22 protein-coding genes, 2 pseudogenes and 1 riboswitch are annotated in these 22,705 nt (G+C 64.0%); of the genes and pseudogenes, 10 read left to right on the top strand and 14 right to left on the bottom strand.

The features are described from left to right. Positions 1-12 precede the first annotated feature (12 nt). The gene (locus QA640_RS31620) at positions 13-561 is read right to left on the bottom strand and encodes a TetR family transcriptional regulator (protein WP_283036748.1); all 549 of its coding nucleotides are present in this window, start codon (positions 559-561) and stop codon (positions 13-15) included. 208 nt (positions 562-769) lie between these two features. On the opposite strand from QA640_RS31620, the gene QA640_RS31615 reads away from it, so the two are divergent. From QA640_RS31615 to QA640_RS31605, 3 genes and pseudogenes are all read left to right on the top strand, one after another. Beyond that, positions 770-1,171: a nuclear transport factor 2 family protein gene (locus tag QA640_RS31615; protein ID WP_283036747.1), complete on the top strand. Its 402-nt coding sequence runs from the start codon at positions 770-772 to the stop codon at positions 1,169-1,171. 258 nt (positions 1,172-1,429) lie between these two features. Further along, positions 1,430-2,627: pseudogene (locus QA640_RS31610) on the top strand (adenylate/guanylate cyclase domain-containing protein). 17 nt (positions 2,628-2,644) lie between these two features. Continuing rightward, entirely contained in the window at positions 2,645-2,770 is a 126-nt protein-coding gene (locus tag QA640_RS31605) for a hypothetical protein (protein ID WP_283036746.1), read from the top strand. 135 nt (positions 2,771-2,905) lie between these two features. On the opposite strand, the gene QA640_RS31600 is transcribed toward QA640_RS31605, so the two are convergent. From QA640_RS31600 to QA640_RS31575, 6 genes are all read right to left on the bottom strand, one after another. Next, positions 2,906-4,384: an FAD-dependent monooxygenase gene (locus tag QA640_RS31600; RefSeq protein ID WP_283036745.1), complete on the bottom strand. Its 1,479-nt coding sequence runs from the start codon at positions 4,382-4,384 to the stop codon at positions 2,906-2,908. A 402-nt stretch (positions 4,385-4,786) separates the two neighbouring features. Continuing rightward, positions 4,787-5,092, bottom strand: coding sequence for an ATP-dependent Clp protease adapter ClpS (gene clpS / locus QA640_RS31595; RefSeq protein WP_283036744.1), 306 nt, complete (start codon positions 5,090-5,092; stop codon positions 4,787-4,789). A gap of 39 nt (positions 5,093-5,131) precedes the next feature. Further along, the gene (locus tag QA640_RS31590; protein WP_283036743.1) at positions 5,132-5,473 is read right to left on the bottom strand and encodes a DUF190 domain-containing protein; all 342 of its coding nucleotides are present in this window, start codon (positions 5,471-5,473) and stop codon (positions 5,132-5,134) included. A 2-nt stretch (positions 5,474-5,475) separates the two neighbouring features. Further along, positions 5,476-5,904 (bottom strand): fluoride efflux transporter CrcB, encoded by a 429-nt coding sequence (gene crcB / locus QA640_RS31585; RefSeq protein WP_283036742.1) that lies wholly within the window; start codon positions 5,902-5,904, stop codon positions 5,476-5,478. A gap of 5 nt (positions 5,905-5,909) precedes the next feature. Next, a complete protein-coding gene (crcB, locus tag QA640_RS31580) occupies positions 5,910-6,299 on the bottom strand; it encodes a fluoride efflux transporter CrcB (protein ID WP_283036741.1) in 390 nt (129 codons plus the stop codon). Positions 6,300-6,324: 25 nt separating this feature from the next. Beyond that, a complete protein-coding gene (locus QA640_RS31575; protein WP_283036740.1) occupies positions 6,325-7,587 on the bottom strand; it encodes an MFS transporter in 1,263 nt (420 codons plus the stop codon). Between the two features lie 36 nt (positions 7,588-7,623). Beyond that, positions 7,624-7,700: riboswitch (Fluoride riboswitch) on the bottom strand. Between the two features lie 245 nt (positions 7,701-7,945). Between QA640_RS31575 and QA640_RS31570 the strand changes: the two genes are divergently transcribed. Further along, on the top strand, positions 7,946-8,788 hold the full coding sequence (locus tag QA640_RS31570) for a DUF1194 domain-containing protein (RefSeq protein ID WP_283036739.1): 843 nt from the start codon (positions 7,946-7,948) through the stop codon (positions 8,786-8,788). Positions 8,789-8,928: 140 nt separating this feature from the next. Here the strand turns inward: QA640_RS31570 and QA640_RS31565 are convergent, their stop codons facing one another. Together QA640_RS31565 and QA640_RS31560 are read right to left on the bottom strand one after the other, a co-directional pair. Further along, complete coding sequence (locus tag QA640_RS31565; RefSeq protein WP_283036738.1) at positions 8,929-9,777, bottom strand: nucleotidyltransferase domain-containing protein; 849 nt, start codon at positions 9,775-9,777, stop codon at positions 8,929-8,931. 76 nt (positions 9,778-9,853) lie between these two features. Then, a pseudogene (locus QA640_RS31560) lies at positions 9,854-10,106 on the bottom strand (hypothetical protein); the annotation flags it as partial. A 271-nt stretch (positions 10,107-10,377) separates the two neighbouring features. On the opposite strand from QA640_RS31560, the gene QA640_RS31555 reads away from it, so the two are divergent. Then, the gene (locus tag QA640_RS31555) at positions 10,378-10,893 is read left to right on the top strand and encodes an inorganic diphosphatase (protein ID WP_283036737.1); all 516 of its coding nucleotides are present in this window, start codon (positions 10,378-10,380) and stop codon (positions 10,891-10,893) included. Between the two features lie 1,058 nt (positions 10,894-11,951). On the opposite strand, the gene QA640_RS31550 is transcribed toward QA640_RS31555, so the two are convergent. Continuing rightward, the gene (locus tag QA640_RS31550) at positions 11,952-12,863 is read right to left on the bottom strand and encodes a GntR family transcriptional regulator (RefSeq protein WP_283036736.1); all 912 of its coding nucleotides are present in this window, start codon (positions 12,861-12,863) and stop codon (positions 11,952-11,954) included. Positions 12,864-12,952: 89 nt separating this feature from the next. Here QA640_RS31550 and QA640_RS31545 point away from each other — a divergent pair, with 89 nt between their 5' ends. Genes QA640_RS31545 through QA640_RS31525 form a run of 5 tightly spaced genes read left to right on the top strand, consistent with a single transcriptional unit; the run spans position 12,953 to position 17,886 of the window. After that, positions 12,953-13,888, top strand: a complete 936-nt coding sequence (locus QA640_RS31545) for a hydroxymethylglutaryl-CoA lyase (protein ID WP_283036735.1) — start codon at positions 12,953-12,955, stop codon at positions 13,886-13,888. After that, a complete protein-coding gene (locus QA640_RS31540) occupies positions 13,885-15,099 on the top strand; it encodes a CaiB/BaiF CoA-transferase family protein (RefSeq protein ID WP_283036734.1) in 1,215 nt (404 codons plus the stop codon). Before QA640_RS31545 ends, QA640_RS31540 begins: the two co-directional genes overlap by 4 nt. Positions 15,100-15,137: 38 nt before the next feature. Next, a complete protein-coding gene (locus QA640_RS31535) occupies positions 15,138-16,184 on the top strand; it encodes an ABC transporter substrate-binding protein (protein ID WP_283036733.1) in 1,047 nt (348 codons plus the stop codon). After that, a complete protein-coding gene (locus QA640_RS31530) occupies positions 16,184-17,032 on the top strand; it encodes an ABC transporter ATP-binding protein (RefSeq protein WP_283042946.1) in 849 nt (282 codons plus the stop codon). Before QA640_RS31535 ends, QA640_RS31530 begins: the two co-directional genes overlap by 1 nt. Positions 17,033-17,034: 2 nt before the next feature. Further along, positions 17,035-17,886, top strand: coding sequence for an ABC transporter permease (locus QA640_RS31525; RefSeq protein WP_283036732.1), 852 nt, complete (start codon positions 17,035-17,037; stop codon positions 17,884-17,886). A 19-nt stretch (positions 17,887-17,905) separates the two neighbouring features. Here the strand turns inward: QA640_RS31525 and QA640_RS31520 are convergent, their stop codons facing one another. The 4 genes from QA640_RS31520 to dxs form a co-directional block, all read right to left on the bottom strand. Continuing rightward, entirely contained in the window at positions 17,906-19,153 is a 1,248-nt protein-coding gene (locus QA640_RS31520; protein ID WP_283036731.1) for a methyltransferase, read from the bottom strand. Further along, entirely contained in the window at positions 19,146-19,880 is a 735-nt protein-coding gene (locus tag QA640_RS31515) for a TlyA family RNA methyltransferase (RefSeq protein ID WP_283036730.1), read from the bottom strand. Before QA640_RS31515 ends, QA640_RS31520 begins: the two co-directional genes overlap by 8 nt. Positions 19,881-19,907: 27 nt before the next feature. Next, positions 19,908-20,462 (bottom strand): nucleoside 2-deoxyribosyltransferase, encoded by a 555-nt coding sequence (locus QA640_RS31510; protein WP_283036729.1) that lies wholly within the window; start codon positions 20,460-20,462, stop codon positions 19,908-19,910. A gap of 178 nt (positions 20,463-20,640) precedes the next feature. After that, a complete protein-coding gene (gene dxs, locus QA640_RS31505) occupies positions 20,641-22,569 on the bottom strand; it encodes a 1-deoxy-D-xylulose-5-phosphate synthase (RefSeq protein WP_283036728.1) in 1,929 nt (642 codons plus the stop codon). Positions 22,570-22,705 lie beyond the last annotated feature (136 nt).

The following is a 22,705-nucleotide window of genomic DNA, read 5'->3' as shown; positions in this document are numbered from 1 at the left end:
AGCGCCCGCGGCTTACTTGCGGCGCGCCCCCGCAGCATCGACCCGTGCCTGGTTCACCAGCGCCTGTGCCGCCCACGCCGCGGCAGCGAGCGCCTCATCGACACTGGCGCCGCCGATGTCGCGGATCGCCAGTGCTGCCTCGCTGCCCATTACCATCGACAGTGCGTGCGCAAGGCGTTTGCGCGCCGAGGGTGACAGCTCCCCTTTCAGCGACTCGACGATCGGTTCGATGTATTTCATTCGGCGGCCGGGCCGCGGCGGCCGCCCGCTTGGATCGTTGTCGATCCAGACGGCCATGAACGAGCGCTCCATCACGTGCAGGCCGACCTCGTCATTCAGCATGAGCTTCATCATGTCGCGCGCGGCGCGTGAGATGCCGTCGGCCGGATCACCGCCAGGGCGCCAGAAGCGCTCCAAAGGCAACAGCCCGCGTTCCGTCGCGGTCTCGCTGATCAGCGCTTCGAGCGACGAGAAGTAGCGATAAGCAGTGGCGCGCGACACCAGCGCACGCTCGGCCACCTCGGCAAACGTCGGGTTGCGACCCTCGTCACGAAACGCCATCGCAGCGCTGATCAGGGCCTGGCGCGTGCGGCGCTTCTGGTTTGCGCGGCCATCAGTCTCGACCTGATCTCCATCCGCGCGTCGGCTTGACTTTCGATTCAACATATGTGAGACACTCGTCTTATTAAGAGACTTACGTCTTATTATAGACACTAATCCAACCAAAGGGAAATGGATGAACGACGAATTGAAGAAGACCTTTGATCGCATGATCGACCGCCACTTCCGTTTCGAGGCCGAAGATGACGTCGATGGCGTCTTGAGCACGATGATCGAGGACGTCGAGCACGATGTCGTCGGCTACCCCACCGGTCCGGTGCAAGGTAAGACTGCCGCTCGCGGCTTCTACGACTCATTGTTCGCCGACCTCTCGGGCGAGAAGGTAACCACGCTGCGGCGTTATTACGGGTCGGATTTCGTGGTCGACGAGAGCCTGTGGGTAGGAACCGCCCCCGGTGCGCCATTCGGAATTCCCGGTCATGGACGCAAGCTGAGCTTCCGACTGCTGCACGTGTTCGAAATGGCGGCCGACGGGCAGATCAAGCGCGAAAACGTGTGGCTCGATTTCGCGTCGATCCTGCAGCAGCTCAATGCGCCGCTGGCCGCCTGAGGACCATCGAGGAGAAAGTGCCACGTGGCCCTTAGCGTACTGCTGTTCGCCTGGCTGGTATTTACACGCATCGGCGTGCAGAGCCAGCATGCCAAACAGCGACGCGTTGCAACTTAGGTCCGTCGACGTCCCGGCTGAAGCGACCGGGACGTCGACTCCGGGATTGCCGAGATGGACATATCAGTGTTGCCTCGGAGGCCGCCATCGGCTCTCTGCGCAGCTTGACGCGGCGAAAGCTTCGTCAGCAAACTGTCGGCCATGGATGTAAGCGAACTCAACGCCATCACCGACTGGCTGATCGACGGCGCGCGCTCTGCCGGCATGCCGAGCCAGCTCGTGTCCCAATGCTGCGAGCGCATGGTCGCAGCCGGCCTGCCGCTGTCGCGGGTCGGCGTCTTCATCCGCACGCTGCACCCCGAAATCTTCGGGCGCAATTTCATCTGGCGGCAGGGTGTCCCCGAGGTTTGAGGTCGGCACGGTGGATTTCGAGATCCAGGAGACGCCGGAGTTCAGGAGGAGTCCGCTGAGCCTCGTCTTCAACCGTGGGCTCGAGGTGCGGGGCAACCCCGACAGTCCCGACGACATCGAGCGCTTTCCGTTTCTGCAGGATCTCAAACAGGAGGGGGCTACGGACTATGTCGCGATGCCGCTGCGCTTCCTCGACGACACCATCCACGCGATGACCTGGACCACCAAATACCCCGGCGGATTCAGCGATCTGCAGATCGCGGCGCTGCGCGCGCTGACGAAACCTCTGACGCGCATCACCGAGATCATCACGCTCCGCCGCACCGCGACGACGTTGCTCGACACCTATGTCGGCAACCGCGCCGGCGAGCGCATCATGGGCGGCCAGATCCGCCGCGGCCACACCGACACGATGCAGGCCGTGATCTGGTTGTCGGACCTGCGCGGCTTCACCGCGCTGTCGGACCGGCTGCCGGCCGAGACCGTGGTCGAGATCCTCAACCATTACTTCGACTGCCAGGTCGCCTCGATCCGCGCCCATGGCGGCGAGGTGCTGAAGTTCATGGGTGACGGCCTCCTGGCGGTGTTTCCGATCGACGAATATATCGGGGACGCGAACCACGTCTGCGCACGCGTGCTCGAGGCGGCTCGTGAGTCACGCTGCAGCGTCGATGCGCTTGCATTTCGGATCGGCGAGACGATCGAGCGCTTCCGCTTTGGCGTCGCGCTGCATGTCGGCAACATCCTCTACGGCAATATCGGCGGCGGCAACCGCCTCGACTTCACCTGCATCGGCCCCGCCGTGAATCTCGCTGCGCGGCTCGAGAAGATCGCCGGCCGGGTGGGACGAACGGTGGTGGCCTCCGAAGGTTTCGTGCGTGCCTGCGGCGCGGACTGGAATGAGCTCGGCGAATTCCCGATCGCCGGCTTTTCGAAGGCTCAGCGCGTCTACGGGCTCGCCGACGAGGCGCCGGTGGTGATGGCCTAAAGCGCGATGAGATTGGGATGAATCAGCATCGCGCCTTGGGTTATTGTTTGAGCATGATCACCGCGCAAACGCGTTCCGCTTTTGTCGCGAGGGAAAACCGCTTCACACTCTTCCTGATCATGCTCTCGGCCGTTCGGGCGTGAATGCGAGCGGAGACCATCACTTGAGTGCCAACATTATTCGAGCTGCGACCGAAAAGGACACAGCATCCAACTCCCACCCAAAGCGCGATGACGCCTGCTTCGAAGCGTATCGCACTTTGGCAAACGGAAGGCGTATCACGCCGCAGCGGGCGGGCCGAACCATGTGGTGAGCGCGTCAGCGAGCCCCGACTGCGTCCGATCGCTCACCCAGGCCACATAGCCATCAGGTCGAACCAGCACGGAGTCGGGTGCCGTGACTGCGCCGATCACCGGAAGCATCCACCTATCGGCGCATCTCGCATTGATCAGAGCAACCCGATCCCTCCATTGCGTGATGTCGAGGCTGCCGGGCTCACCGAAGTTGAGCAGGACCGGTCGTGCATCGTGCAGAAGACTGAAGACCCGTTGCGAACCGTTAGCTGTGACGAGATCGAGATCAGGCATGCGGAGTCCGAGCAGGGGATGTCCCTCGCCAAGATCGTAGTGAACGTCGAGACCCGACATCATCGCGGCGACACGCTTGCGCGGCTCGTCCATACCGAGCAACTCGGATACGGCCTCGCGCAAGGCCTCAATTCGGTCGTCGTAGCGAAGCAACGCGGTCTGCGCCATTGTGTTGCGCAGGACGCGCGCGGCGACCGGGTGGCGCTCGGAATGGTAAGTGTCGAGGAGAGTTTCCGGCGAGGTGCCGTTCACCACCTGGGCGAGCTTCCATCCCAGATTCACCGCGTCCTGCACGCCGATCTGGAGGCCCTGCCCACCCATCGGCGGATGCACATGTGCGGCGTCGCCGGCGAGCAGAATCCGCCCGTTCCGGTAGGACGCCGCCTGCCGCGTCATGTCGGTGAATCTGGAGATCGAGGTGGGGCTGTGAATCCCATAATCGGTCCCGTAGACGGCGATGAGCGCTTCGCTGAGATCGCGCAGCGTGGGTTCGGCGGTGTGTCCGGTGTGCGGTTCGGTCACCATGACGCCCACCGGTCCGTTCTCCAGGCGAGAGAAGGCATGGATGCCCCTCTCGTCGCGGCGAAGGCCCCATTGCGGCTCTTTGGCCGTCTCGATCTCGGCGAGCAGGCAACTGATCGTCGGATCCCAGCCGAGGAAGTCGATGCCGGCACCTTTCCGGATGGTGCTGCGTCCGCCGTCGCACCCGACGAGATAGTCCGCCCGCATCGAATGGCCATCGGCGAGCGCGATATCGACGCCGGTCTCGTCTTGTCCGATGTCCGTCACCTCGCGTCCGCGATAGATCGGTACCTCCAATTCACCGACCCAGTCGGCGAGGATGCGCTCGATCCGGTTCTGCCGCAGCGCGAGCCCGTAGGGGTGCCGGGTGGGAAAGTCGGTAATGTCCAGACGGATCCAGGCGAAGCCCGCGACCTGCGCCACCTGGCCCTGTGCAAGGAACCGGTCGGCCAGCCCGCGCTGATCGAGCATCTCGATGGTGCGTGCATGCAGTCCGCCCGCGCGCGAGCCGATGAGGTCCTGGCTGGTGCGCCGCTCGACGATGGCGACGTCGATAGCCGCCAGTGCCAACTCGCCCGCCAGCATCAATCCCGTCGGACCTGCTCCGACGATCACCACCGCATGCCTGGTCGACAGCAATTCAGTCATTCCGTGCTCCCATAGGTTCTGGCTTGGCCGGCGGTTCTACGGGATGGTCGGGGTCTTGAAGCAAGCCCCTTGCGCGCTACATATTTAAGTGGGAGGCAAGTGGTGTTGCCGTCCTTCATCCGTCCGCGACAGAGCGGAATTTCCCAGCTTGTTTTATCTTGGCGTTTTTCTGGCACTCGGCCGCCAGGCTGTGAGCTCGAGATTTACGGGCCGCTCCGCTTCGACGGGCGGTGCGCCTAGCTGCGGTCGCTGTGAATATACGACTGCTTCAATCCAAGCCTCAGGATCGTCAAGGTGATCCATATCAGCAGCATGGTCGCACGGTGGTGATACAGGAGACTAAACCTGTGGTAGCGCCGATCGCTAAAATTGGCGCAAATGCGCGCGGCCGACTGGCGCGTTCTATTCCTCGGGCTCGGTGGTGAACAGCAGCGGATAGCCCTTGGCGCGGCCGGCGTCTGTGGCGCGCGTCGCCTTGGTCTCGGCGACGTCCTTGGTGAAGACGGCGACGACGCAGGCGCCCAGCTTGTGCGCGGTGATCATGACCTTGTAGGCCTGATCCGCGGTCATGCGGAATTCGGCCTTCAGCACCAGGGTGACGAACTCGCGCGGCGTGTAGTCGTCATTGAGCAGGATGACCTTGTGCAGCCGCGGACGCTCGACTTTGGTCTTGGTCCTGGTTTTCGGCTTGGTGACGGTGTCGTTCATTCCGCCTCCGAAAAGCGCGAGAGGTTCCAACCGCGGCGCTTAAGACGCGGTCTTCTCACCATATTGCAGGACCTGCACCTTCTCCAAGGTGATCAGCCCGCTCGACATCATGCCATCCAGGATGGGCAGGAATGCGTTGATGTTGTCCTCGCTGTCGACGATCTCGATCACCAGCGGCAGATCCTCCGACAGCCGCAGGATTTTCGAGGTGTGCAGCCGGCTCGATTTGCCAAAACCCATCGGCCCGCGCAGCACGGTGGCGCCGGCAATGTGCCGTTCGCGCGCGCTGATCACGATCGCTTCATAGAGCGGCTTGCCGTCGAAATGGTCGTTCTCGCCGATGAAGATGCGGAGCAGGACTGCCTGACGGGGAATTTGCATGATCAGCTCCTTTTCAAGCGGTTGTAGCGGCTCGCCATCATATGACCGAGCCACACCGACACCAGCCAGCAGATGAGGGAGGTGGCGATATAAGACAACGCGGTATATTTCATGCCGCCGTGGAACAGGCGGAAGGTCTCCAGGCTAAAGGTCGAGAAGGTGGTGTAGCCGCCGCAAAAGCCGGTCATGACGAACTGCCGGCGCTCGGGTCGCGCCAGCAGGCGGCCGTCGGGGCCGGTGAGCGTCGCATAGAAGCCGATGATGAGGGATCCCGTGGCGTTGATGAACAGCGTCGCCCAGGGAAAGCCGGGGCCGGTGTCGAGCAAAAGGCCGACGAGCCAGCGCGTCATCCCGCCGATGATGCTGCCGGCAGCGACCCAGGCGTAAAGCAGGGCGCTGCGCCAGCGGGCACTGGAGGTGACGGTGGTCATCGCCTCTAGCCTCCGAGCCTGTCCGCAAGCAGGAAGCCACACGTCACGGCGGTGAGGCACAGGCCTACCGAGAAGACGATGTTGCCGAGCGCATGGAGTTGTTCGCCGTTGCGCGCCAGCGTCAGCGTCTGGAGGCTGAACGAGGACACGGTGGTGTAGCAGCCGAGGAAGCCCGTCACCGCGAACAGCCATGGCGTCGGGGCGGCGAAGATCGAGCCCGGATGCGTTGCCAGCGCACCGAAAATGCCGATCAGGAATGCGCCGGTGACATTGATGGTCATGGTGCCCCAGGGAAACGTTTCGCCGAAGCGCCGCGCGATCGCGCCGGAGAGGAAATAGCGCGCGCAGCCGCCGAGCACGCTGCCGATTGCGATTGCAAGTATACCGCTTACCACGTCGAATGACTCCCCACCTGTCCCATCATTGCCCCACTGGTTTCGCGAAGCCCTTGCCGATTGCAAACAGTCCCGCGAGCGAGACCAGCGCGAAGCCCAGGCCCGCAAGGAATGTGCCGGCCGGCCCATAGGCGTCCCACAGCGCGCCCGCGATGATGCTGGCCGCGAGCGTCGCAAGCCCTGTGAAAAGATTGAAGTAGCCGAATGCGGTGCCGCGCAAGTGTGGCGGCGCGGTATCGGCGACCAGCGCCGCGAACAACCCTTGCGTCAGTCCCATATGCAGGCCCCATAGCACGACGCCGAGCGCGAGGCCCGCAAGGCTCGGCAGCAACGCAAGCGCCAGATCGGCTCCAGCGAGGAAAACGAGCCCGAGCGCGAGAAGCCCGGTGCGGTTGATGCGGTCGGACAAGGCGCCGGCCGGATAGGCCGAGAGCGCATAGACGATGTTCATCAACACCATCACCGCCGGCACCCACATCGCGTTCAGCCCGATGTTCTGCGCCCGCAGGATCAGAAACGCCTCGCTGAAGCGTGCCAGCGTGAAGACGATGCCGACCGCCACGACGCGCCAATAGGACGTGCCGAGCTGTCGCATCGCGGCGGTATTAAGCGGGTTTCGCGACGGCTCGAGAGCCCCGTCATGTTCGGGTTCGCTGACGACGAACGCTATCAGGGCAAAGGAGAGGAACGCCGGCAGCACTGCGACCCAGAACACGGCTGTAAAATCGTCCGCCGTCCACCACATCAGGCCGATCGCTGCGAGCGGCCCGACGAAGGCGCCGATCGTATCGAGCGACTGGCGCAGGCCAAAACTCGCACCGCGCAATTGCGCCGGCGCAATGTCGGCGATAAGCGCATCGCGCGGCGCGCCGCGGATACCCTTGCCGACGCGGTCGATGAAGCGCGCCGCGACCAGCCATCCGGCGCTGGGGGCGAGCGGAAACAGCGGTTTGGTGCATGCGGCGAGCCCGTAGCCGAGCGCTGCGAGCAGCTTGCGCCGGCCGAGCCAGTCCGACAGCGCGCCCGAGAAGATCTTCGTGATCGAGGCGGTCGCCTCCGCAATGCCCTCGATGATGCCGACCGTCATGGTGGAGGTGCCGAGCACCGTGACCAGATAGACCGGCAGCAGCGCGTGGATCATCTCGGAGGAGACGTCCATCAGCATCGAGACGAAGCCGAGCACCCAGACGCCCCTGGGGACCGTGGTCACGGATGGATTTGGCGTCGTCGTCACGTCTCGCCCTTCGCATTCAGGCAACAAAAAACCCGCCACCGGCGGGTTGTCCATGCTCCCGCCGAAGGCAAGGCTTTCCAAAATGCCTCACCTCAAGCAGGAGTCATCAGCCCATACAATCTGATATCGCCGGGCGGTTATCGGGGGACTCCATCCCCATCTCTGTGACGAAACTAGCATGGAAATCGAGTGGCACAATAGGGTGGGGATGGTTGGTCACTGTGGGTTCGGTGCTGCGCAACGCCCCGGAATGACTATGAAGCGCGGGCGCGAAGCGGCGCGACCATGGCGGAGCTGCGGCAGCTTTGCGCAACAGCGTGTCCCCTAACTCGAATGTGAAGCTAGGTCGATCTTCGCGCTTTGCGGAAATGCATTTGCATGTCACCATCGCGTCATACGACGGGAGGGCGCGATGCGCTTGCTGATCTCGATCGGGGCTGTGCTGGTGGCCGGCGTGCTTGCCGGAGGCGACGTTGCGAGCATCGCGGCACCGGGAGCCGAATATCGGCAGCAGGCGGCGGACAAGGACGCGCAGACGGTCGATGTCGAGCTGATCCTCGCCGTGGACGTCTCCTACTCCATGGATATGGACGAACTCGCGATCCAGCGCGAAGGCTACGCCCAGGCGATCGTCTCCAGGGAATTCCTTCAAGCGCTCAAGGCCGGCCCGAACGGGCGGATCGCGGTGACCTATTTCGAATGGGCGGCTTCCAGCGATCAGAAGATCATCATTCCCTGGCGCCTGATCGACGGGCCCGAGACGGCGGATGCGGTCTCGACCGAAATCCTGAAGACGCCGATCCGGCGCGCCTCGCGCACCTCGATCTCCGGCGCGATCAACTTCGCGATGCCGCTGTTCGACGAGGATCCCTATAAGGGCCTGCGCCGCGTCATCGACATTTCCGGCGACGGTCCCAACAACAATGGCGGCCCGGTGACGGTGTCGCGCGATATGGCGCTGGAGAAGGGCATCGTCATCAACGGCCTGCCGATCATGGTCAAGGAGCCGTCCTATTCGACCATGGATATCGACAATCTCGACTACTACTACGAGGACTGCGTGATCGGCGGTCCCGGCTCCTTCGTGATCGCAATCAAGGACCGCGAGAAGTTCAAGGAAGCGATCCGCACCAAACTCCTGATGGAAGTCGCCGGCCGCGCGCCCGAGCGCAAGGTCGTGCACGTCGTCGACAAGGAGCCGCGCGTCAGCTGCCTGATCGGGGAAAAGATCTGGCAGGACCGCTGGGGCAGGTAGGCGGAGAACCGGTCCGCTCTCGGGCGCCGTTGCCGCTGAGCTCGTAGCTGACGAGGTCGTCCGGTCGCTCTGACGTCATTGCAATCTGCCTGTTTCGAAGTCCGCGTCGGCAGCAACTTTGTCCCTCCGCTCTGGCACCGTCAACTCGCCTCGAGCGTCGCCAGCTCCCGCTCGATCGTGCGCAGGTTTGAAAGCGCCGCCCCGAACGCGTGGTTTCCGATCCGTCGCCAGATCGCCGACGTCTGCTCCATCAGGTCCGGAATCGTCAATGGAAACTCCGCGGCCTGCTGCAAGGCCGCCTTCTCGTTGATGAGATATTCCCCGTTCAGCGCGAAAAGGACCTGCGCGACGCAGGTGAGGGCGCGGTAGGCACAGCCCGCGACATGGATCTGATCCTCACGCAGCGCGGCAAGCTCGGCATTCTCGATGCTGAACAGGATTTCCCACCGAAAGCGCCGGATCAACGCGTCGCGCAGCAGCTTCGGATAGGGCAGTGCGATCGACTTCAGCTCCGCGATTACCGCGCGCTCGTCGCGCAGAGCCTGACAACAGGCGATCTCGCCCATCCAGATCGCCGAGCAGAACCCGTGCGGATGCCCGGGCTGATAGTCCATGCTGACCAGTCCCGCCCGGCAGGCCTCCATCGTACGCCGGACCGCATCGATGTTCCGGTAGAGCAGGTCGACCTTCTGCCCCTCGATCGTCAGCCAGCCTCCGCCGACGATCCACGGCCCCCATTCGCCGATGGAGGTGATTGTCGTCGCCTCGGGATCGTCGGCGAGCTGTCGCGCGGCTCGTTGCAGACCATCCGTGTCGAGCTTGTCGTTGTCCGAGAAATACAGCCCGATGTCGTAGTCGGAGTTTTCGTGCGACGTTCCTCGTGCGCGCGAGCCACCGAGCACGATGGCCTCGATGCCCGGCACCTCGGCGAACGCGGTGACCAGTGGGCGGAGGAATGGATCGCGCTCGATGTTAGTCTGCGCTGTCATGGTCAAGCTCGCGGGGCGCTCGCGTTCTTTTCCGTGTTCCCCGTCCAGCGCATATGCTCCCGACGGCGCGAACTCGTCAACTCCCGGATGGTGGATCAGCGCCGGAGCACGCGGAACGGTATTTGTGCCATCGTCCGCGCATCACCTGTTCGGGCGCACGCCGCAGCGACTTCTGAAAATCCGGTCCGCTCCAAATCGCATCACGACGTCGGGACGCCGCTCGCCAGGTCCGAGTGCTCTGGCAAACTGGGCCTCAGCGCGGCCACTTCGACCAACTGGTTGACGAAGGAATATTTCAGGCCAAGCGCGCTAGCCTGGAGGCCGAAGCGGTGGCCTGGGCCAGGAAATGCCACCACATGCTCATGCAAAGCGGCTGCAAGGACGCGCGTTTCGTGTCGGGGGCATTTGCCATCAATCGCGCGTTGCCGAACCGCGGTGCGGCCATTTCCTCGCGAAAAGCTCTCGGAATCCACGGGTCCTTTACGTGGCTCAATCCGGCGTGCGGCAGGTTCAACATCAGTGCAGACCTTATCGTGCGCTGGACAGGAACCGCCTTGTTCGCGCGAGGTTTGTCCCTCGACACCTTCCGGAGTTGCATTGATGACGAACCTTACCAAGCTGCCGACCTGGGCCGACAAGGAACACGTCCATGCGGTCGTCGAAACACCGCGTGGCAGCAGTTGCAAGCTGGAATTCGATCCCAAGCTGAAGGTCTTCACGCTCGCCAAGCCATTGATGGCTGGCCTGACCCATCCCTATGATTGGGGCTTCATCCCCTCGACCAAGGCCGAGGACGGCGATCCGCTCGACGTCCTGGTGATCCACGATTCGCAGACGCATCCCGGTGTGGTGCTGCGCTGCCGGCCGATCGGAGTCGTCGAGGTCTCACAAAAAAGCAATGGAAAGGTGGAGCGCAACGATCGCCTCTTCGCCGTGCCCGACCGTTCGCCGCTGGAAACCGATCTCCAGGATGTCCGGCGTCTGCCCATCCGTGCCGTCGAGGAACTGGAGCAGTTCTTCCGTGCGACCGATGCGCTGGAAAAAAAGGAGTTGAAGTTTCTGGGATGGCATGGCCCGGGCCACGCCGTGAAGACGATCAAGCGGCTAGCGCGATAGGTGGCGGCCTTATCGCGCTGCGGCATCGACCTCAGCCGCCCCCGACCTATTTTGAGCGCGGCCTACCGTCGGGCACCCGCCCCGCAATTACCAACCAACGATGTACGATCGCCCATTTGTCGCGTCCGCGCGGATTGAAATCCAGGAGGGGCGACTTGGCACTTTGAAGTTCGAGGAAAAATTCGAGAGTTGTTTTGCGCGTGGTTCGATAGCGCGGCAATCGTTGCCTCGTGATCCAGCGATCCCATTCCCGGACGATCAGGAATTGTCGTCTTGTCCAATGAGCCATCGCATCCCGCTTGCGTACGGACCAAGGTCGCGCTGGAGGTCGGATGACGGAAGCGGCAGGCGGTCGTGCCTTGGTTCAACGGGATGTGTCTGTTGTCGAGCGCTCACTCGAGAGGGGCCAGCGATTGAATCGTCTCGTAAAGCGTTGAACACCTGGGCGGCCATTTCGCCCAGCTTAGTCAGGCTCCTATCGATGTCGCTGTGCATCCGGGCGAGTTCACGGGATCTCTGATATTTGCTGAACTGAATAATCTGAGCCGACATGGCAATGCTCCGGCGGTATTTTTTGCCAGAGTAGTCGCTCGTGCGCGGATTTGCCTATCTGCCAATTCAGGTGGCAGGTGCATTCTTTTTGATGGCAATCGCATTTGCCATCGACGAGCGCTGCCGTTCACGTTGGCGGGACGTTTCGCCTCTAATTCGGGAAGCTGAAATTCGGGAAGCTGACGACCAAACCGACTTCCCCGCCCGGCAATTAATCGGCCGGGGTTATATACGGGCCATAAAGTACGTCTCGCCGTCGCTTGTAGGTCTTCGAGATAGTCCGCATCGCGACGATGCAAATTACATAGCAAGCGATTTCAATGATCACTTGAGGCGTTCCGCATCAAAAAGAACATGTAACAATTGCGGACATTAACGGATTCCGCACGAGCTGGGACCGGCAGATTGGCCAGTTCCAAAGCAGGGCGCCGATCTTTTCTGCGTATGCGACATTTTTGTCACCGCTCGCAATCGCGGTAGAATCAGCGGCCACGTCGGCCCAGGCCTCAAGACAAACCCGCTACCAGCGGGCGTTGCAGGTGCTTGGCCATCAGCTCCGCCGCCTCGGCATAGCGCCGCGCTTCCAGCAGGTCGAGCAGGCGCAAATGCTCACGCACGTGCCGGCGCATGCCGTCGCGGTCGGCGAAGCTGCGATAGGCGAACAGGCGCCTGATCGAGTTCACCCGCTTGAGCGCTTCAACGAAGAACGGATTGCCGGCGCCGCGGATGATCTCCTCGTGGAACTCGCAGCCCGAGTGATAGATTTCGCCGATCGTCATCTTCTCCAGCTCGCCTTCCAGGACGCGAAGCTGGCGCTCGCGCAAACGTGCGATCATGTCCTGCGGCAGCGTGAAGTCGGGTTGCGCGATCGCCGCCGGCTCGATCACCGCGCGAAAAGCCATCGCCTTGGCTTGTGCTTCGGGGCTGGAGACCGTCTCGGCAAAGCGCCAGCCATAGCCCGGCAGGCGCGCGATCCAGCCCTCGGCCGCGATGCGGCCGAGCAACCGCTGCAGCTCGGCCCGGCTCAGATCATAGCGGCGCATCAACTCCGCTTCGGTGACGTCAGCCGGCAGCCGGCTCGCGAGTACGTCGCCCGCAATCGTCGCATAGACCTGTTCGCCGCGCTTGACGGCCGCGAGCGCGGGCTGGGCTGCGCCGCTGGTCGGATTCTTCGCCAGCACGAATCCGCGATGCGGCTCTCCGCGCGCCAGCCCCGCCGCCTCCAAAGCCTTCAGGCCGAGCCGGATCGGTGCGCGTGAAAGGTCCAGCGCGTCCGCAAGCTTTTGTTCGATCAAGCGATCGCCGGCCTTCATGCCTTCGCGCCGGGCGAGCGCCATGATTAAGCCGGCGAGGTGCTCGGCACGCTCGGAACCGGCTTTCCCTGCGGCGCGCAGTCGGGAACTGTCGAAAGTGGTCATTGCGGTGCACGCAAAGTTTAGGGCTTGACAGACTGTCACATGGATTGTTCTTTTATGCAATAATATACAATCAACCAGGGAGAGCCCCGATGGCGCGCGCGCCGGATGTTCATATTTGCGAGGTCGCTCCCCGCGATGGCCTGCAGAATCTCGACATCTTCGTTCCTACCGAAGCCAAATGCGCGCTGATCGACACGATCGCTGACGCCGGCGTGAGCGAGATCGATGCCGGATCCTTCGTGCCGCCAAAGATCGTGCCGCAATTCGCCGACGTCGATGCGGTGATGGCGCATGCGCTCACGCACAAGACAACGATCATCGGCGCGCTGGTGCCAAACCCGAAGGGCGCCGAGCGCGCCATCGCCGCCGGCGTCAACGCGGTCTATTTCGTCATCTCGGCGAGCGAGACGCACAACCGCGCCAATGTGCGTCGCTCGGTGGAAGAGCAGATCGAGGGATTTCGCGCGGTCCGCGCCGCGATCGACGCACGGCCGACGGACCAGCGGCCGCAACTGATGGGCGCGATCTCCACCTCCTTCGGCTGCTCCCTGGAAGGCGAGGTCAGTGAAGCGGCCGTGTGCCGGGTGGCGCGTGCCTTCGCCGAAGCGCGTGCCGACGAGATCGGGCTTGCCGATACCCTCGGCTACGCCACCCCCAAACTGATCGGGCAGATTGTGCAAGCGGTACGGCGCGAGGTCGGATCGGAGATGACGCTGCGATTGCATCTGCACGACACGCTCGGCGCCGGCCTTGCCAATGCGGTCGCCGGCCTCGAAGCGGGGATCCGCCGTTTCGATGCGGCGGTGTCCGGGCTCGGCGGCTGCCCCTTTGCACCAGGTGCGCGCGGCAACATCGTCACCGAGGATCTCGTGTTCATGCTGGAGCGCATGGGCCTCTGCACCGGCATCGATCTCGATCGCCTGATGCAAACGCGCGAGATTCTCGCCCGCCATATCCCGGCAAAACATCTGACGGGGCATCTGCACGAGGCGGGCATTCCCAAGGTGCTGCGGAGGGCGGCATGACGGCGGCCATGCGCGAGACCGCATCGGAGCTTCGTCCGCTGGCTGGCGTTCGTGTCATCGAGTTCAGCCAGATGGTGATGGGCCCGAGCTGCGGGCTGATCCTCGCCGATCTCGGCGCCGACGTAATCAAGGTCGAGCCGCCCAAGGGCGACCGCACCCGCTATTTCAAGGGGCCCGCTGCAGGCTTCTTCGCCACCTACAGCCGCAACAAGCGCAGTATCGCGCTGGATACGTCGACCGCGGAAGGCCTGAACATCGCGCGGCGGCTGATTGAGACCAGCGACGTCCTGATCGAGAACTTCCGGCCGGGCCTGTTGAAGCGCATCGGCCTCGACTACGAGAGCGTCGCGGCGTTTGCGCCACACCTGATCTATTGCTCGCTGAAAGGTTATCTGCCAGGCCCATACGAGAACCGCCTCGCGCTCGACGAGGTCGTGCAGATGATGGGCGGCCTCGCCTACATGACCGGCCTGCCCGACAGGCCGATGCGCGCCGGCGCCTCGGTCAATGACATCATGGGCGGCATGTTCGGCGTGATCGCGATCCAGGCTGCGCTGGCCGAGCGGCAGCGCACCGGCCGAGGTCGTTACATCCAAAGCGCACTGTACGAGAACAACGTGTTCCTGATGGCGCAGGCCATGATGTGCGAGGTGGTCAGCGGCCAGCCGTCGATCCCCTATTCGATCAAGGACAGCCCCTGGCCGGTCTACGACCTCTTCGACACCAAGGACGGCTCAAAACTGTTTGTCACCATCGTGGGTGAGGAGCAGTGGGAGGCGTTCTGCCGCGCCTTCGATCGCGAAGCCTGGCTGAAAGATCCGCGCTTTGCGACGAGCAACGATCGCGTCGACCACCGCAGCTGGCTGATCCCCGAAATCGCGAAGATCTTTGGGCAATGGGACAAGGCCGATCTCGCCGCGCGCCTTGAGCAGCTCGATCTGCCCTACGCGCCGGTGAACAAGCCCGGCGATCTCTTCGATGACCCGCATCTCAAACAGTCGGGTGGACTGACCGACATACACCTGCCCGACGGCGGCGAGGCAAAAACGCCGCTGTTGCCGATCTCCATGGACGGCCGACGCCTGCCCAACCGCTACGATCCGCCTCAGATCGGCGGGCAAACGAGTGAGATCCTGCGCGAGATCGGCCTTTCCCCGAACGAGATCGAAACGCTGCGACAAGCTGGAACAATCAGAGTCGCGCCGTCCTGACGCTTGGCGCGATCAAAACAGACCACAGGGAGGAGCACATGAGTATCACCAGGCGCCAGGTGCTGATCGCGGGCTCCGCATTGGCCGGCACGTCGCTGTTGCCGGGACGATTGCACGCGGAGGGCAAGCAGGTCTCGCTCGCCTTCGGACCGGTGTCGCCGGTCTACGCCATCGGCATGATCGCGGAGCTCAAGGGTTACTTCAAGGACGAAGGGCTCGATTCGAAGCTTGTGACCGGCAATGCCGGCACGTTCGGCCGCCAGACGCTGGCGGCAGGGCAGGCGCTGTTCGCGCACGGGGATGCCAGCCATCCGCTCCAGCTCAGCGCGCGCGGCAAGCCCTGCAAGATACTGCTCGCGACCGAGATGGTGTGCTCCTACGCCAACATCATGGTCCGGCAGGACCTCTACGAGAGCGGCATTAATTCGGTCGAGAGGCTTGCTGACTACAAGCGAGGAGACGGCGCCAAGCCGATCGTTGCAGCCACCGCGATCGGCTCGGGCACCTGGGTGTTCGGCACCTACCTGTTCGAGGCGCGCGGTCTCGCCGATAAGGTGAACTGGGTCGCCGGCGGAGGGCCGAACACGATGTTCCCCTCGCTCCAGACCAAGCAGTTCGACGCCATCATGGCGCCGCCGAGCTGGATTGTCGAAGTCGAGAAGAAGGGTTTTGGCAGGACGATCTACGACACCTCCAAGCCCGGCGTGTTCGAGAAGGATTTCGGCGGCACGCTGCCCGTGCTCGTGATCTACACCCTCCAGGACACGATCGAGCAGGACAAGGCGATGGTGCAGGCCTACGTCAACGCGATCTACCGCGCGATGGCGTTCGTGAAGGCGACGCCGCTGGTCGACGTGCAGGCACTGGTCACGCCGAAATACTTCTCCGGCATCGACCCCGATGCGATCAGCGCCGAGCTGGGCTTCGACAAGTCGACCTGGGCCTATGACGGCGCCATCGACAAATCCTCGTTCGAGCGTGGCGCCAAGCCCTGGTACCGCAAGGGCACCGACATTCCTGAAACCAAGTACGAGGATGTCGTCGACATGAGCTTCCTTGAGGCAGCCAGGGCGAAGTACAAATGATGGCCGTCGCACCCAGCGCGGGCCTCGCGCGCGCGAGAGACCAGGATGACAGGCCAGCGGCGCGCACGCGCATCGGCGTACAAGGTCTCGCCAAACGCTTCAACGCGTCCGGCCGCGAGTTCGTAGCGGTCGATGACGTGTCCTTCGAGGTGAAGCAGGGCGAATTCGTCGCGTTGCTCGGCCCATCCGGCTGCGGCAAGAGTACCATCCTCAACATGGTCGCGGGGCTGTTGCCGCGCTCGGGCGGACGCATCCTCATCGACGACGACAGCGTCGAGACCGGCAAGGTCAACCCCAAGGTCGGCTATGTCTTCCAGCGCGACACGCTGTTTCCCTGGCGCACCGTGGAGCAGAATATCGGCTATGGGCTGGAGATCGCAGGGCTGCCGAAGACCGAGCGTGCCCGGCGAGTCGCTTTGGCCATCGAGAAGGCCGCACTCACAGGTTTTGCGCCGAGCTTTCCGCGCATGCTGTCCGGCGGCATGCGCCAGCGCGTCGCCTTGATGCGCACGCTGATCCTGGAGCCCGAAATCCTGCTGATGGACGAACCGTTCGGCGCACTCGACACCCACACCAAGCTCGAGATGCACAAGACGCTGCTGGAGATCTGGGAGCGCGAGCGGCAGACCGTCCTGTTCGTGACGCACGACCTCGGCGAGGCGTTGACGCTCGCAAGCCGCATCATCCTGCTCTCGGCGCGGCCCGGGCGGCTCAAGGAGGATTTTGACGTCGCCATCCCGCGGCCGCGTGATCCCGTGGCCGTGCGCGAGACCGCCGAGTTCGGCCGCCTCTATTCCCACATCTGGCATTCCCTCGGCGAAGAGTTTCGCCGCACCAGGGCTGACTGACCATGGCCAAAAGCCGCATCGTCATCCTGTTCTGGCAACTGGCCATTCTCGCAGCTGTGCTCGTCATCTGGCAGTGGGGCTTTGAATGGAGCAAGGCGCTGCTGCCGAAAGCTTACGTGCCCAAAATCCTCGATCCCTATTTCGTGGCCAAGCCGTCGCTGATCTGGCAGAGCTTCCTGCGGCTTGGCTGCTTTGCCGATGCCGGCGGCTTTGCCGCCTGCATCAAGGGGAACGACAATAATTTGTGGCTTGCTACGCTGGTCACGCTGAAGAACACCTGGTGGGGATTCTTGTTCGGGTCGGCGAGTGGAATCGCGGCCGGCCTGATCCTCGGCCGTTCCGATTTCCTGGCCCGCGTGTTCGGTCCCTACATCGTGGCGCTCAACTCCATCCCGCGCATCGCGCTTGTGCCGCTCGTCATCCTGATCTTCGGCCTCGGCGATCTCTCCAAGATCGCGACCGCCTGGCTGGTTGTGTTCTTCGTGGTGTTCTTCAACACCTTCGAGGGGACGCGCGCGGTCGACCACGACCAGATCTCAGCCGCCCGTCTGCTCGGCGCCAGCGAATTCACTGTGCTGCGCACCGTCGTGATCCCATCCGCGCTCGCCTGGGTGTTCGCCTCGCTCCTGCCGGCAGTGTCCTTTGCGCTGATCGGCGTTATCGTCGGCGAGTTCATCGGCGCCGAACGTGGACTCGGCAAGCTCATCATCGAAGCGGAAGCACGTGCGAATGCCAGCGAGATGATGGTCGCCATCTTCGTCATGATGTTCGTTGGCATTCTGCTGGCGGTCGCCGTGCGCTCGCTGCAGTCCTACCTGTTGCGCTGGCAGCCGCAATTCGAGCCTTCGGCATAGGGGTTCGCGGCTTTCGTCGTTACCGGCTGAACCGTGCCACCAGCTCGACATGCGGCGTGTGGCGAAACTGGTCGACCGGCACCACGGTCTCTAGCCGGTAGCCGCCATCAATGAGCAGCCGCGCATCGCGGGCGAACGTCGCGACGTTGCAGGACACCGCGATCACGACCGGCAGCTTGCTTGCGGCGAGTTTCAGCGCCTGCGCCTGCGCGCCCTGGCGCGGCGGGTCGAACACGACGGCATCGAACTCGCGCAGCTCCTGCGGCACCAGGGGGCGGCGGAACAGGTCGCGCGGTGTGGCCATGATCGGCTTCAGGCCTGGGGTGCGTGCAGCCCTCGCCAGCGCCGCGACGGCGCCGGCATCGCTGTCATAGGCCGTGACGCGTGCTTTCTCCGCAAGTCTCAAGGCAAATGGGCCCACGCCGCAGAAGAGATCGACGATCTCCTTGGCCTTGCCGATGCGCTCGCTCACCAGCGCGGCCAGCGTCTCTTCGCCCGCCACGGTTGCCTGCAGGAATGAGCCCGGCGGCAGCGTCACCTCTGCGCGGCCCATGCGCAGCGTCGGCGGCAGCCGTTGCAGCACCAGCTCGCCATGCCGCGTCAGCCGCGCCAGGCGATGTTGCTCGGCAACGTGCGAGAGTGCCGCGACCATAGCCGCCGGCAGGGGACCGGAGCCGCGCACGTCGACGTCGAGACCGTTCCCGGTCGCGGTGACCTGGATGTCGAGGGGCTTCGTCACCGCCATTTTCGACGTCAGCGGTTCGGCGATCGCCCAGGCAGCATCGATTGCGCCGTCGAGCGCGGGATCGAGGATGGGACAGCGATGGATCGGGATGACGTCATGCGAACTTGTCGCGGCAAAGCCAACTTTGAGAATCTCATGCGTGCCGAGCCGGCCATGCAGCGTGATCCGCCGCCGGCCCGCGCCATGGGCGTCGACCAGCGGCGCCACCTCGCAGTCGACGCCGGCCTGTGCCAGCGTCTCGACCACGATGTTGCGCTTCCAGGCCTGGTACGGCGCGGCCGCCCAATGCTGGATCGCGCATCCGCCGCAGACGCCGAAATGCGGACAGAACGGCGCGATGCGCTCGGGGCTTGCCACATCCACTGCGAGCAGCTTGCGGCGGTCCGGATGATGGCCGGCGACGTGCTCGACTTCAACGGTCTCGCCGCCGAGCGTATAGGGTATGTAGATCGCCTCGCGCTCGCCGAGGCAGACGCCGTCGCCACGGTGGCCGACATGATCGATCGTCAGGCGCTCAACCACGGCGCGCGCCCAGGAAGAATTCGATGTTGCCGTCGCCACCCGGGATCGGCGAGGGGAATACCTCTATATCGGTGCAGCCGAGCGAGGCGGCGAAGGCCGCGATGTCGTCGCAGATCTGCTGACGCACGGCGGCGTCGCGGATAATCCCTTTCTTGTTGTGCTTCCGCTCGGCCTCGAACTGCGGCTTGATCAGCGCGAGCAGGCTCATCGGTGCGGCGGCAAGCGACAGCGCCACGGGTAGCACCGTCTTCAGCGAGATGAAGCTGACGTCGATGACGACGACATCGGGCCGCGCCGGCAGGCGCTTGCCTTCGTAAGAGCGGATGTCGGTCTCCTCCATCGAGACGATCTTGGGATGGCCGCGCAGCGAGGGGTGCAGCTGCTGGCGTCCGACGTCGAGCGCGAAGACGAGGCTCGCGCCATTGGCCAGCAGCACCTCGGTGAAGCCGCCGGTGGAAGCGCCGACGTCGAGGCAGATATGGTCTTCGATGTCGATGGGATAGCGCTCCAGCGCGCCGGCGAGCTTGACGCCGCCGCGCGAGACATAAGGGTGCGCAGGCTCGGCCTTGAGCACCGCATCCTCGGCGATGGTCTCGGAGGGCTTTGCGACGGGCTTGTCATTGGCGGTGACGAGCCCGGCCTCGATCGCCGCGCGCGCCCGCGCCCGACTCTCAAACAGACCGCGTTCGACCAGCAAAACATCCGCGCGCTTGCGGGGAGGGGACATCAGGCTCTCCAGAACCGGCTGAAGCGCTTATTTAGGCAAGAGTCGCGCGGCTGCCATCCGAACGCAAGTCTCGAACGCGGCGAGATCGTGCCAAACGTCGATGGGCATCTCGGCGGGCGTCACCAGCGGGCAGCCGTGCAGCTCCAGCGCGTGGACCATCATGAGATTGTCGACCAGGCCAAAATCCTCGATCGTCAATCCCTGCGCATCGATCAGGCGGCCATCCTCGGTGGTGATATCCATGAAGCGGCCGACGCGGTCGGCATAGACGGCGGGATCGTTGGAATAGGCGAGGCACAGCTTGCCGCGGCCGGCCATGTAGCCGAGCTCGTAGACGGTACCGGGATCGGCGCCGGCGCCGCGGAACGGTGTGAGATTGGCGATGATGCCGTCGGCTGCATCCATCATCGCTTCGTTGGCGGCGAAGATCTGGCGCGACGCATCGTGCGCTGCGAGATCAATCGCGTTATCGAGAGGATACAGGCCGTCGAGCCCATGCGTGGCGCAAGTCGCGGCCTTGCGCCGGCCGATCTCGACCGCATCCGGCAGGAACACGTCAGGACCTGCCAGATAGATTTTCATGGGGACCGTTCGAAATCAGACGAGCTGCGAACCGCGGCAAAAACTGCGCTCCCTCCCCCGCCTGCGGGGGCGGGTTGGGGAGAGGGTGTCTCCGCGAGCGAGAACCCCCAAGAGGAGAAAGCCCTCACCCGACGCTTCGCGTTCACCTCTCCCGCAAGCGGGAGAGGTCAACTCACGATCAGGCGAGCTTGACCGTCTCGGTCTTCACGTCCTTGCCGAGCGCCTCGAACACCTTGGCGACGATGCCCTTGGCGTCGAGACCGGCCCGGGCATACATCGCCGCCGGCGTGTCGTGGTCGAGGAAGACGTCGGGCAGCACCATCGTGCGGAACCGCACGGCGCCGCTGTCGAGCACGCCCTGGTCGGTCAGGAACTGCGAGACATGCGAGCCGAAGCCGCCAACCGATCCTTCCTCGATCGTGATCAGGATCTCGTGCTCGCGGGCGAGCTTGAGCACCAGGTCGGTGTCGAGCGGCTTCATGAAGCGCGCGTCCGCGATCGTGGTGGAGAGACCGTGAGCGGCGAGCTCGTCGGCCGCCTTCTCGCAATCGGCCAGGCGGGTGCCGAAGGAGAGCAGGGCGATCTTGCTGCCCTGGCGGACGACGCGGCCCTTGCCGACCTCGAGGGGAATGCCGACTTCGGGCATCTCGACGCCGCGGCCTTCGCCGCGCGGATAGCGCAGCGCGCTGGGACGGTCGTTGATTGCGACCTGGGTTGCGACCATGTGCACCATTTCGGCTTCATCCGCCGCAGCCATGATCACCATGTTCGGCAAGCAGCCGAGATAGGCGTTGTCGAACGAGCCCGCATGCGTGGCGCCGTCGGCTCCGACGAGGCCGGCGCGGTCGATGGCGAAGCGCACCGGCAGGCTCTGGATTGCGACGTCATGCACGACCTGGTCGTAGCCGCGTTGCAGGAAGGTCGAGTAGATGGCGCAGAACGGCTTGTAGCCCTCGGTGGCGAGACCGGCGGCAAACGTCACCGCGTGCTGCTCGGCAATGCCGACGTCGAAGGTGCGGTGGGGGAATGCCTTGTTGAAGATGTCGACGCCGGTGCCCGACGGCATCGCCGCGGTGATAGCGACGATCTTGTCGTCCTTCTGCGCTTCCTTGACGAGGCTCTGGCCGAACACGTTCTGGTAGGCCGGCGCATTCGGCTTGGCCTTGACCTGCGTGCCGGTCGCGACGTCGAACTTGACGACCGCGTGGTATTTGTCTGCGGAGGCTTCCGCCGGGCCGTAGCCCTTGCCCTTCTGGGTGACGACATGGACCAGGATCGGACCGGTCTCCATGTCGCGCACATTCTTCAGAACGGGCAGCAGGTGGTCGAGATTGTGGCCGTCGATCGGGCCGACGTAATAGAAGCCGAGTTCCTCGAACAGCGTGCCGCCGTCCATCATGAAGCCGCGGGAGTATTCCTCGACGCGGTTGGCCCGGTTGGCAATGATCTTGGGCAGGCGCTTGTTGATCTGCTTGGCCGCCTCGCGCAGCGTGCGGTAGGTCTTGCCGGAGTAGAGCCGCGACAGGTACGCGCTCATCGCGCCGACCGGCGGGGCGATCGACATGTCGTTGTCGTTGAGGATGACGATCAGGCGGGAGTTCATCGCGCCCGCATTGTTCATGGCCTCATAGGCCATGCCGGCGGACATCGCGCCGTCGCCGATCACGGCGATCACGTTGTTTTTGCCGCCGGAGAGGTCGCGCGCGACCGCCATGCCGAGGCCGGCCGAGATCGAGGTCGAGGAGTGCGCCGCGCCGAACGGGTCGTAGTCGCTCTCACTGCGCTTGGTGAAGCCGGAGAGGCCGCCGCCGGTGCGCAAGGTGCGGATGCGGTCGCGCCGCCCGGTCAGGATCTTGTGCGGATAGGCTTGGTGGCCGACGTCCCAGATCAGGCGGTCGCGCGGCGTATCGAAGATATAATGGATCGCGGTGGTGAGTTCGACCACGCCGAGGCCCGCGCCGAAATGACCGCCGGTCACGGAAACGGCGTCGATGGTCTCTTGCCGCAGCTCGTCGGCGACCTGGCGGACCTGTTCGATGTTGAGCTTGCGCAGGTCATCCGGCGTTCGGATGGTGTCGAGAAGCGGCGTCTTGCTGTATGCGTTCACGGCGATTTCCAATTTTAAGGGCCGGACGACCGCCCGGCGCGAGATGGGTTTGCATAATATTGGCGCAGCGCGAGCCCTGACTGTCGGAGCCACCTGCGCGGGGCGAAGCCCCCTTCAAGCTTAAGTGAGCCCAAGT

It is taken from the genome of Bradyrhizobium sp. CB82, assembly GCF_029714405.1.
Lineage (GTDB): Bacteria > Pseudomonadota > Alphaproteobacteria > Rhizobiales > Xanthobacteraceae > Bradyrhizobium.
This window is presented reverse-complemented; position numbering and strand designations above follow the sequence as displayed.

Coding starts and splice junctions, on each gene's coding strand:
- QA640_RS31600 (WP_283036745.1), bottom strand. CDS start 4,384: ATGACTGAATTGCTGTCGACCAGGCATGCGGTGGTGATCGTCGGAGCA.
- QA640_RS31550 (WP_283036736.1), bottom strand. CDS start 12,863: ATGACCACTTTCGACAGTTCCCGACTGCGCGCCGCAGGGAAAGCCGGT.
- QA640_RS31620 (WP_283036748.1), bottom strand. CDS start 561: ATGGCGTTTCGTGACGAGGGTCGCAACCCGACGTTTGCCGAGGTGGCC.
- QA640_RS31510 (WP_283036729.1), bottom strand. CDS start 20,462: ATGAAAATCTATCTGGCAGGTCCTGACGTGTTCCTGCCGGATGCGGTC.
- QA640_RS31515 (WP_283036730.1), bottom strand. CDS start 19,880: ATGTCCCCTCCCCGCAAGCGCGCGGATGTTTTGCTGGTCGAACGCGGT.
- QA640_RS31570 (WP_283036739.1), top strand. CDS start 7,946: ATGCGCTTGCTGATCTCGATCGGGGCTGTGCTGGTGGCCGGCGTGCTT.
- QA640_RS31590 (WP_283036743.1), bottom strand. CDS start 5,473: ATGCAAATTCCCCGTCAGGCAGTCCTGCTCCGCATCTTCATCGGCGAG.
- crcB (WP_283036742.1), bottom strand. CDS start 5,904: ATGACCACCGTCACCTCCAGTGCCCGCTGGCGCAGCGCCCTGCTTTAC.
- QA640_RS31545 (WP_283036735.1), top strand. CDS start 12,953: ATGGCGCGCGCGCCGGATGTTCATATTTGCGAGGTCGCTCCCCGCGAT.
- QA640_RS31525 (WP_283036732.1), top strand. CDS start 17,035: ATGGCCAAAAGCCGCATCGTCATCCTGTTCTGGCAACTGGCCATTCTC.
- QA640_RS31615 (WP_283036747.1), top strand. CDS start 770: ATGATCGACCGCCACTTCCGTTTCGAGGCCGAAGATGACGTCGATGGC.
- clpS (WP_283036744.1), bottom strand. CDS start 5,092: ATGAACGACACCGTCACCAAGCCGAAAACCAGGACCAAGACCAAAGTC.
- QA640_RS31530 (WP_283042946.1), top strand. CDS start 16,184: ATGGCCGTCGCACCCAGCGCGGGCCTCGCGCGCGCGAGAGACCAGGAT.
- QA640_RS31605 (WP_283036746.1), top strand. CDS start 2,645: ATGAATCAGCATCGCGCCTTGGGTTATTGTTTGAGCATGATCACCGCG.
- QA640_RS31555 (WP_283036737.1), top strand. CDS start 10,378: ATGACGAACCTTACCAAGCTGCCGACCTGGGCCGACAAGGAACACGTC.
- QA640_RS31535 (WP_283036733.1), top strand. CDS start 15,138: ATGAGTATCACCAGGCGCCAGGTGCTGATCGCGGGCTCCGCATTGGCC.
- QA640_RS31565 (WP_283036738.1), bottom strand. CDS start 9,777: ATGACAGCGCAGACTAACATCGAGCGCGATCCATTCCTCCGCCCACTG.
- QA640_RS31540 (WP_283036734.1), top strand. CDS start 13,885: ATGACGGCGGCCATGCGCGAGACCGCATCGGAGCTTCGTCCGCTGGCT.
- QA640_RS31575 (WP_283036740.1), bottom strand. CDS start 7,587: ATGGACAACCCGCCGGTGGCGGGTTTTTTGTTGCCTGAATGCGAAGGG.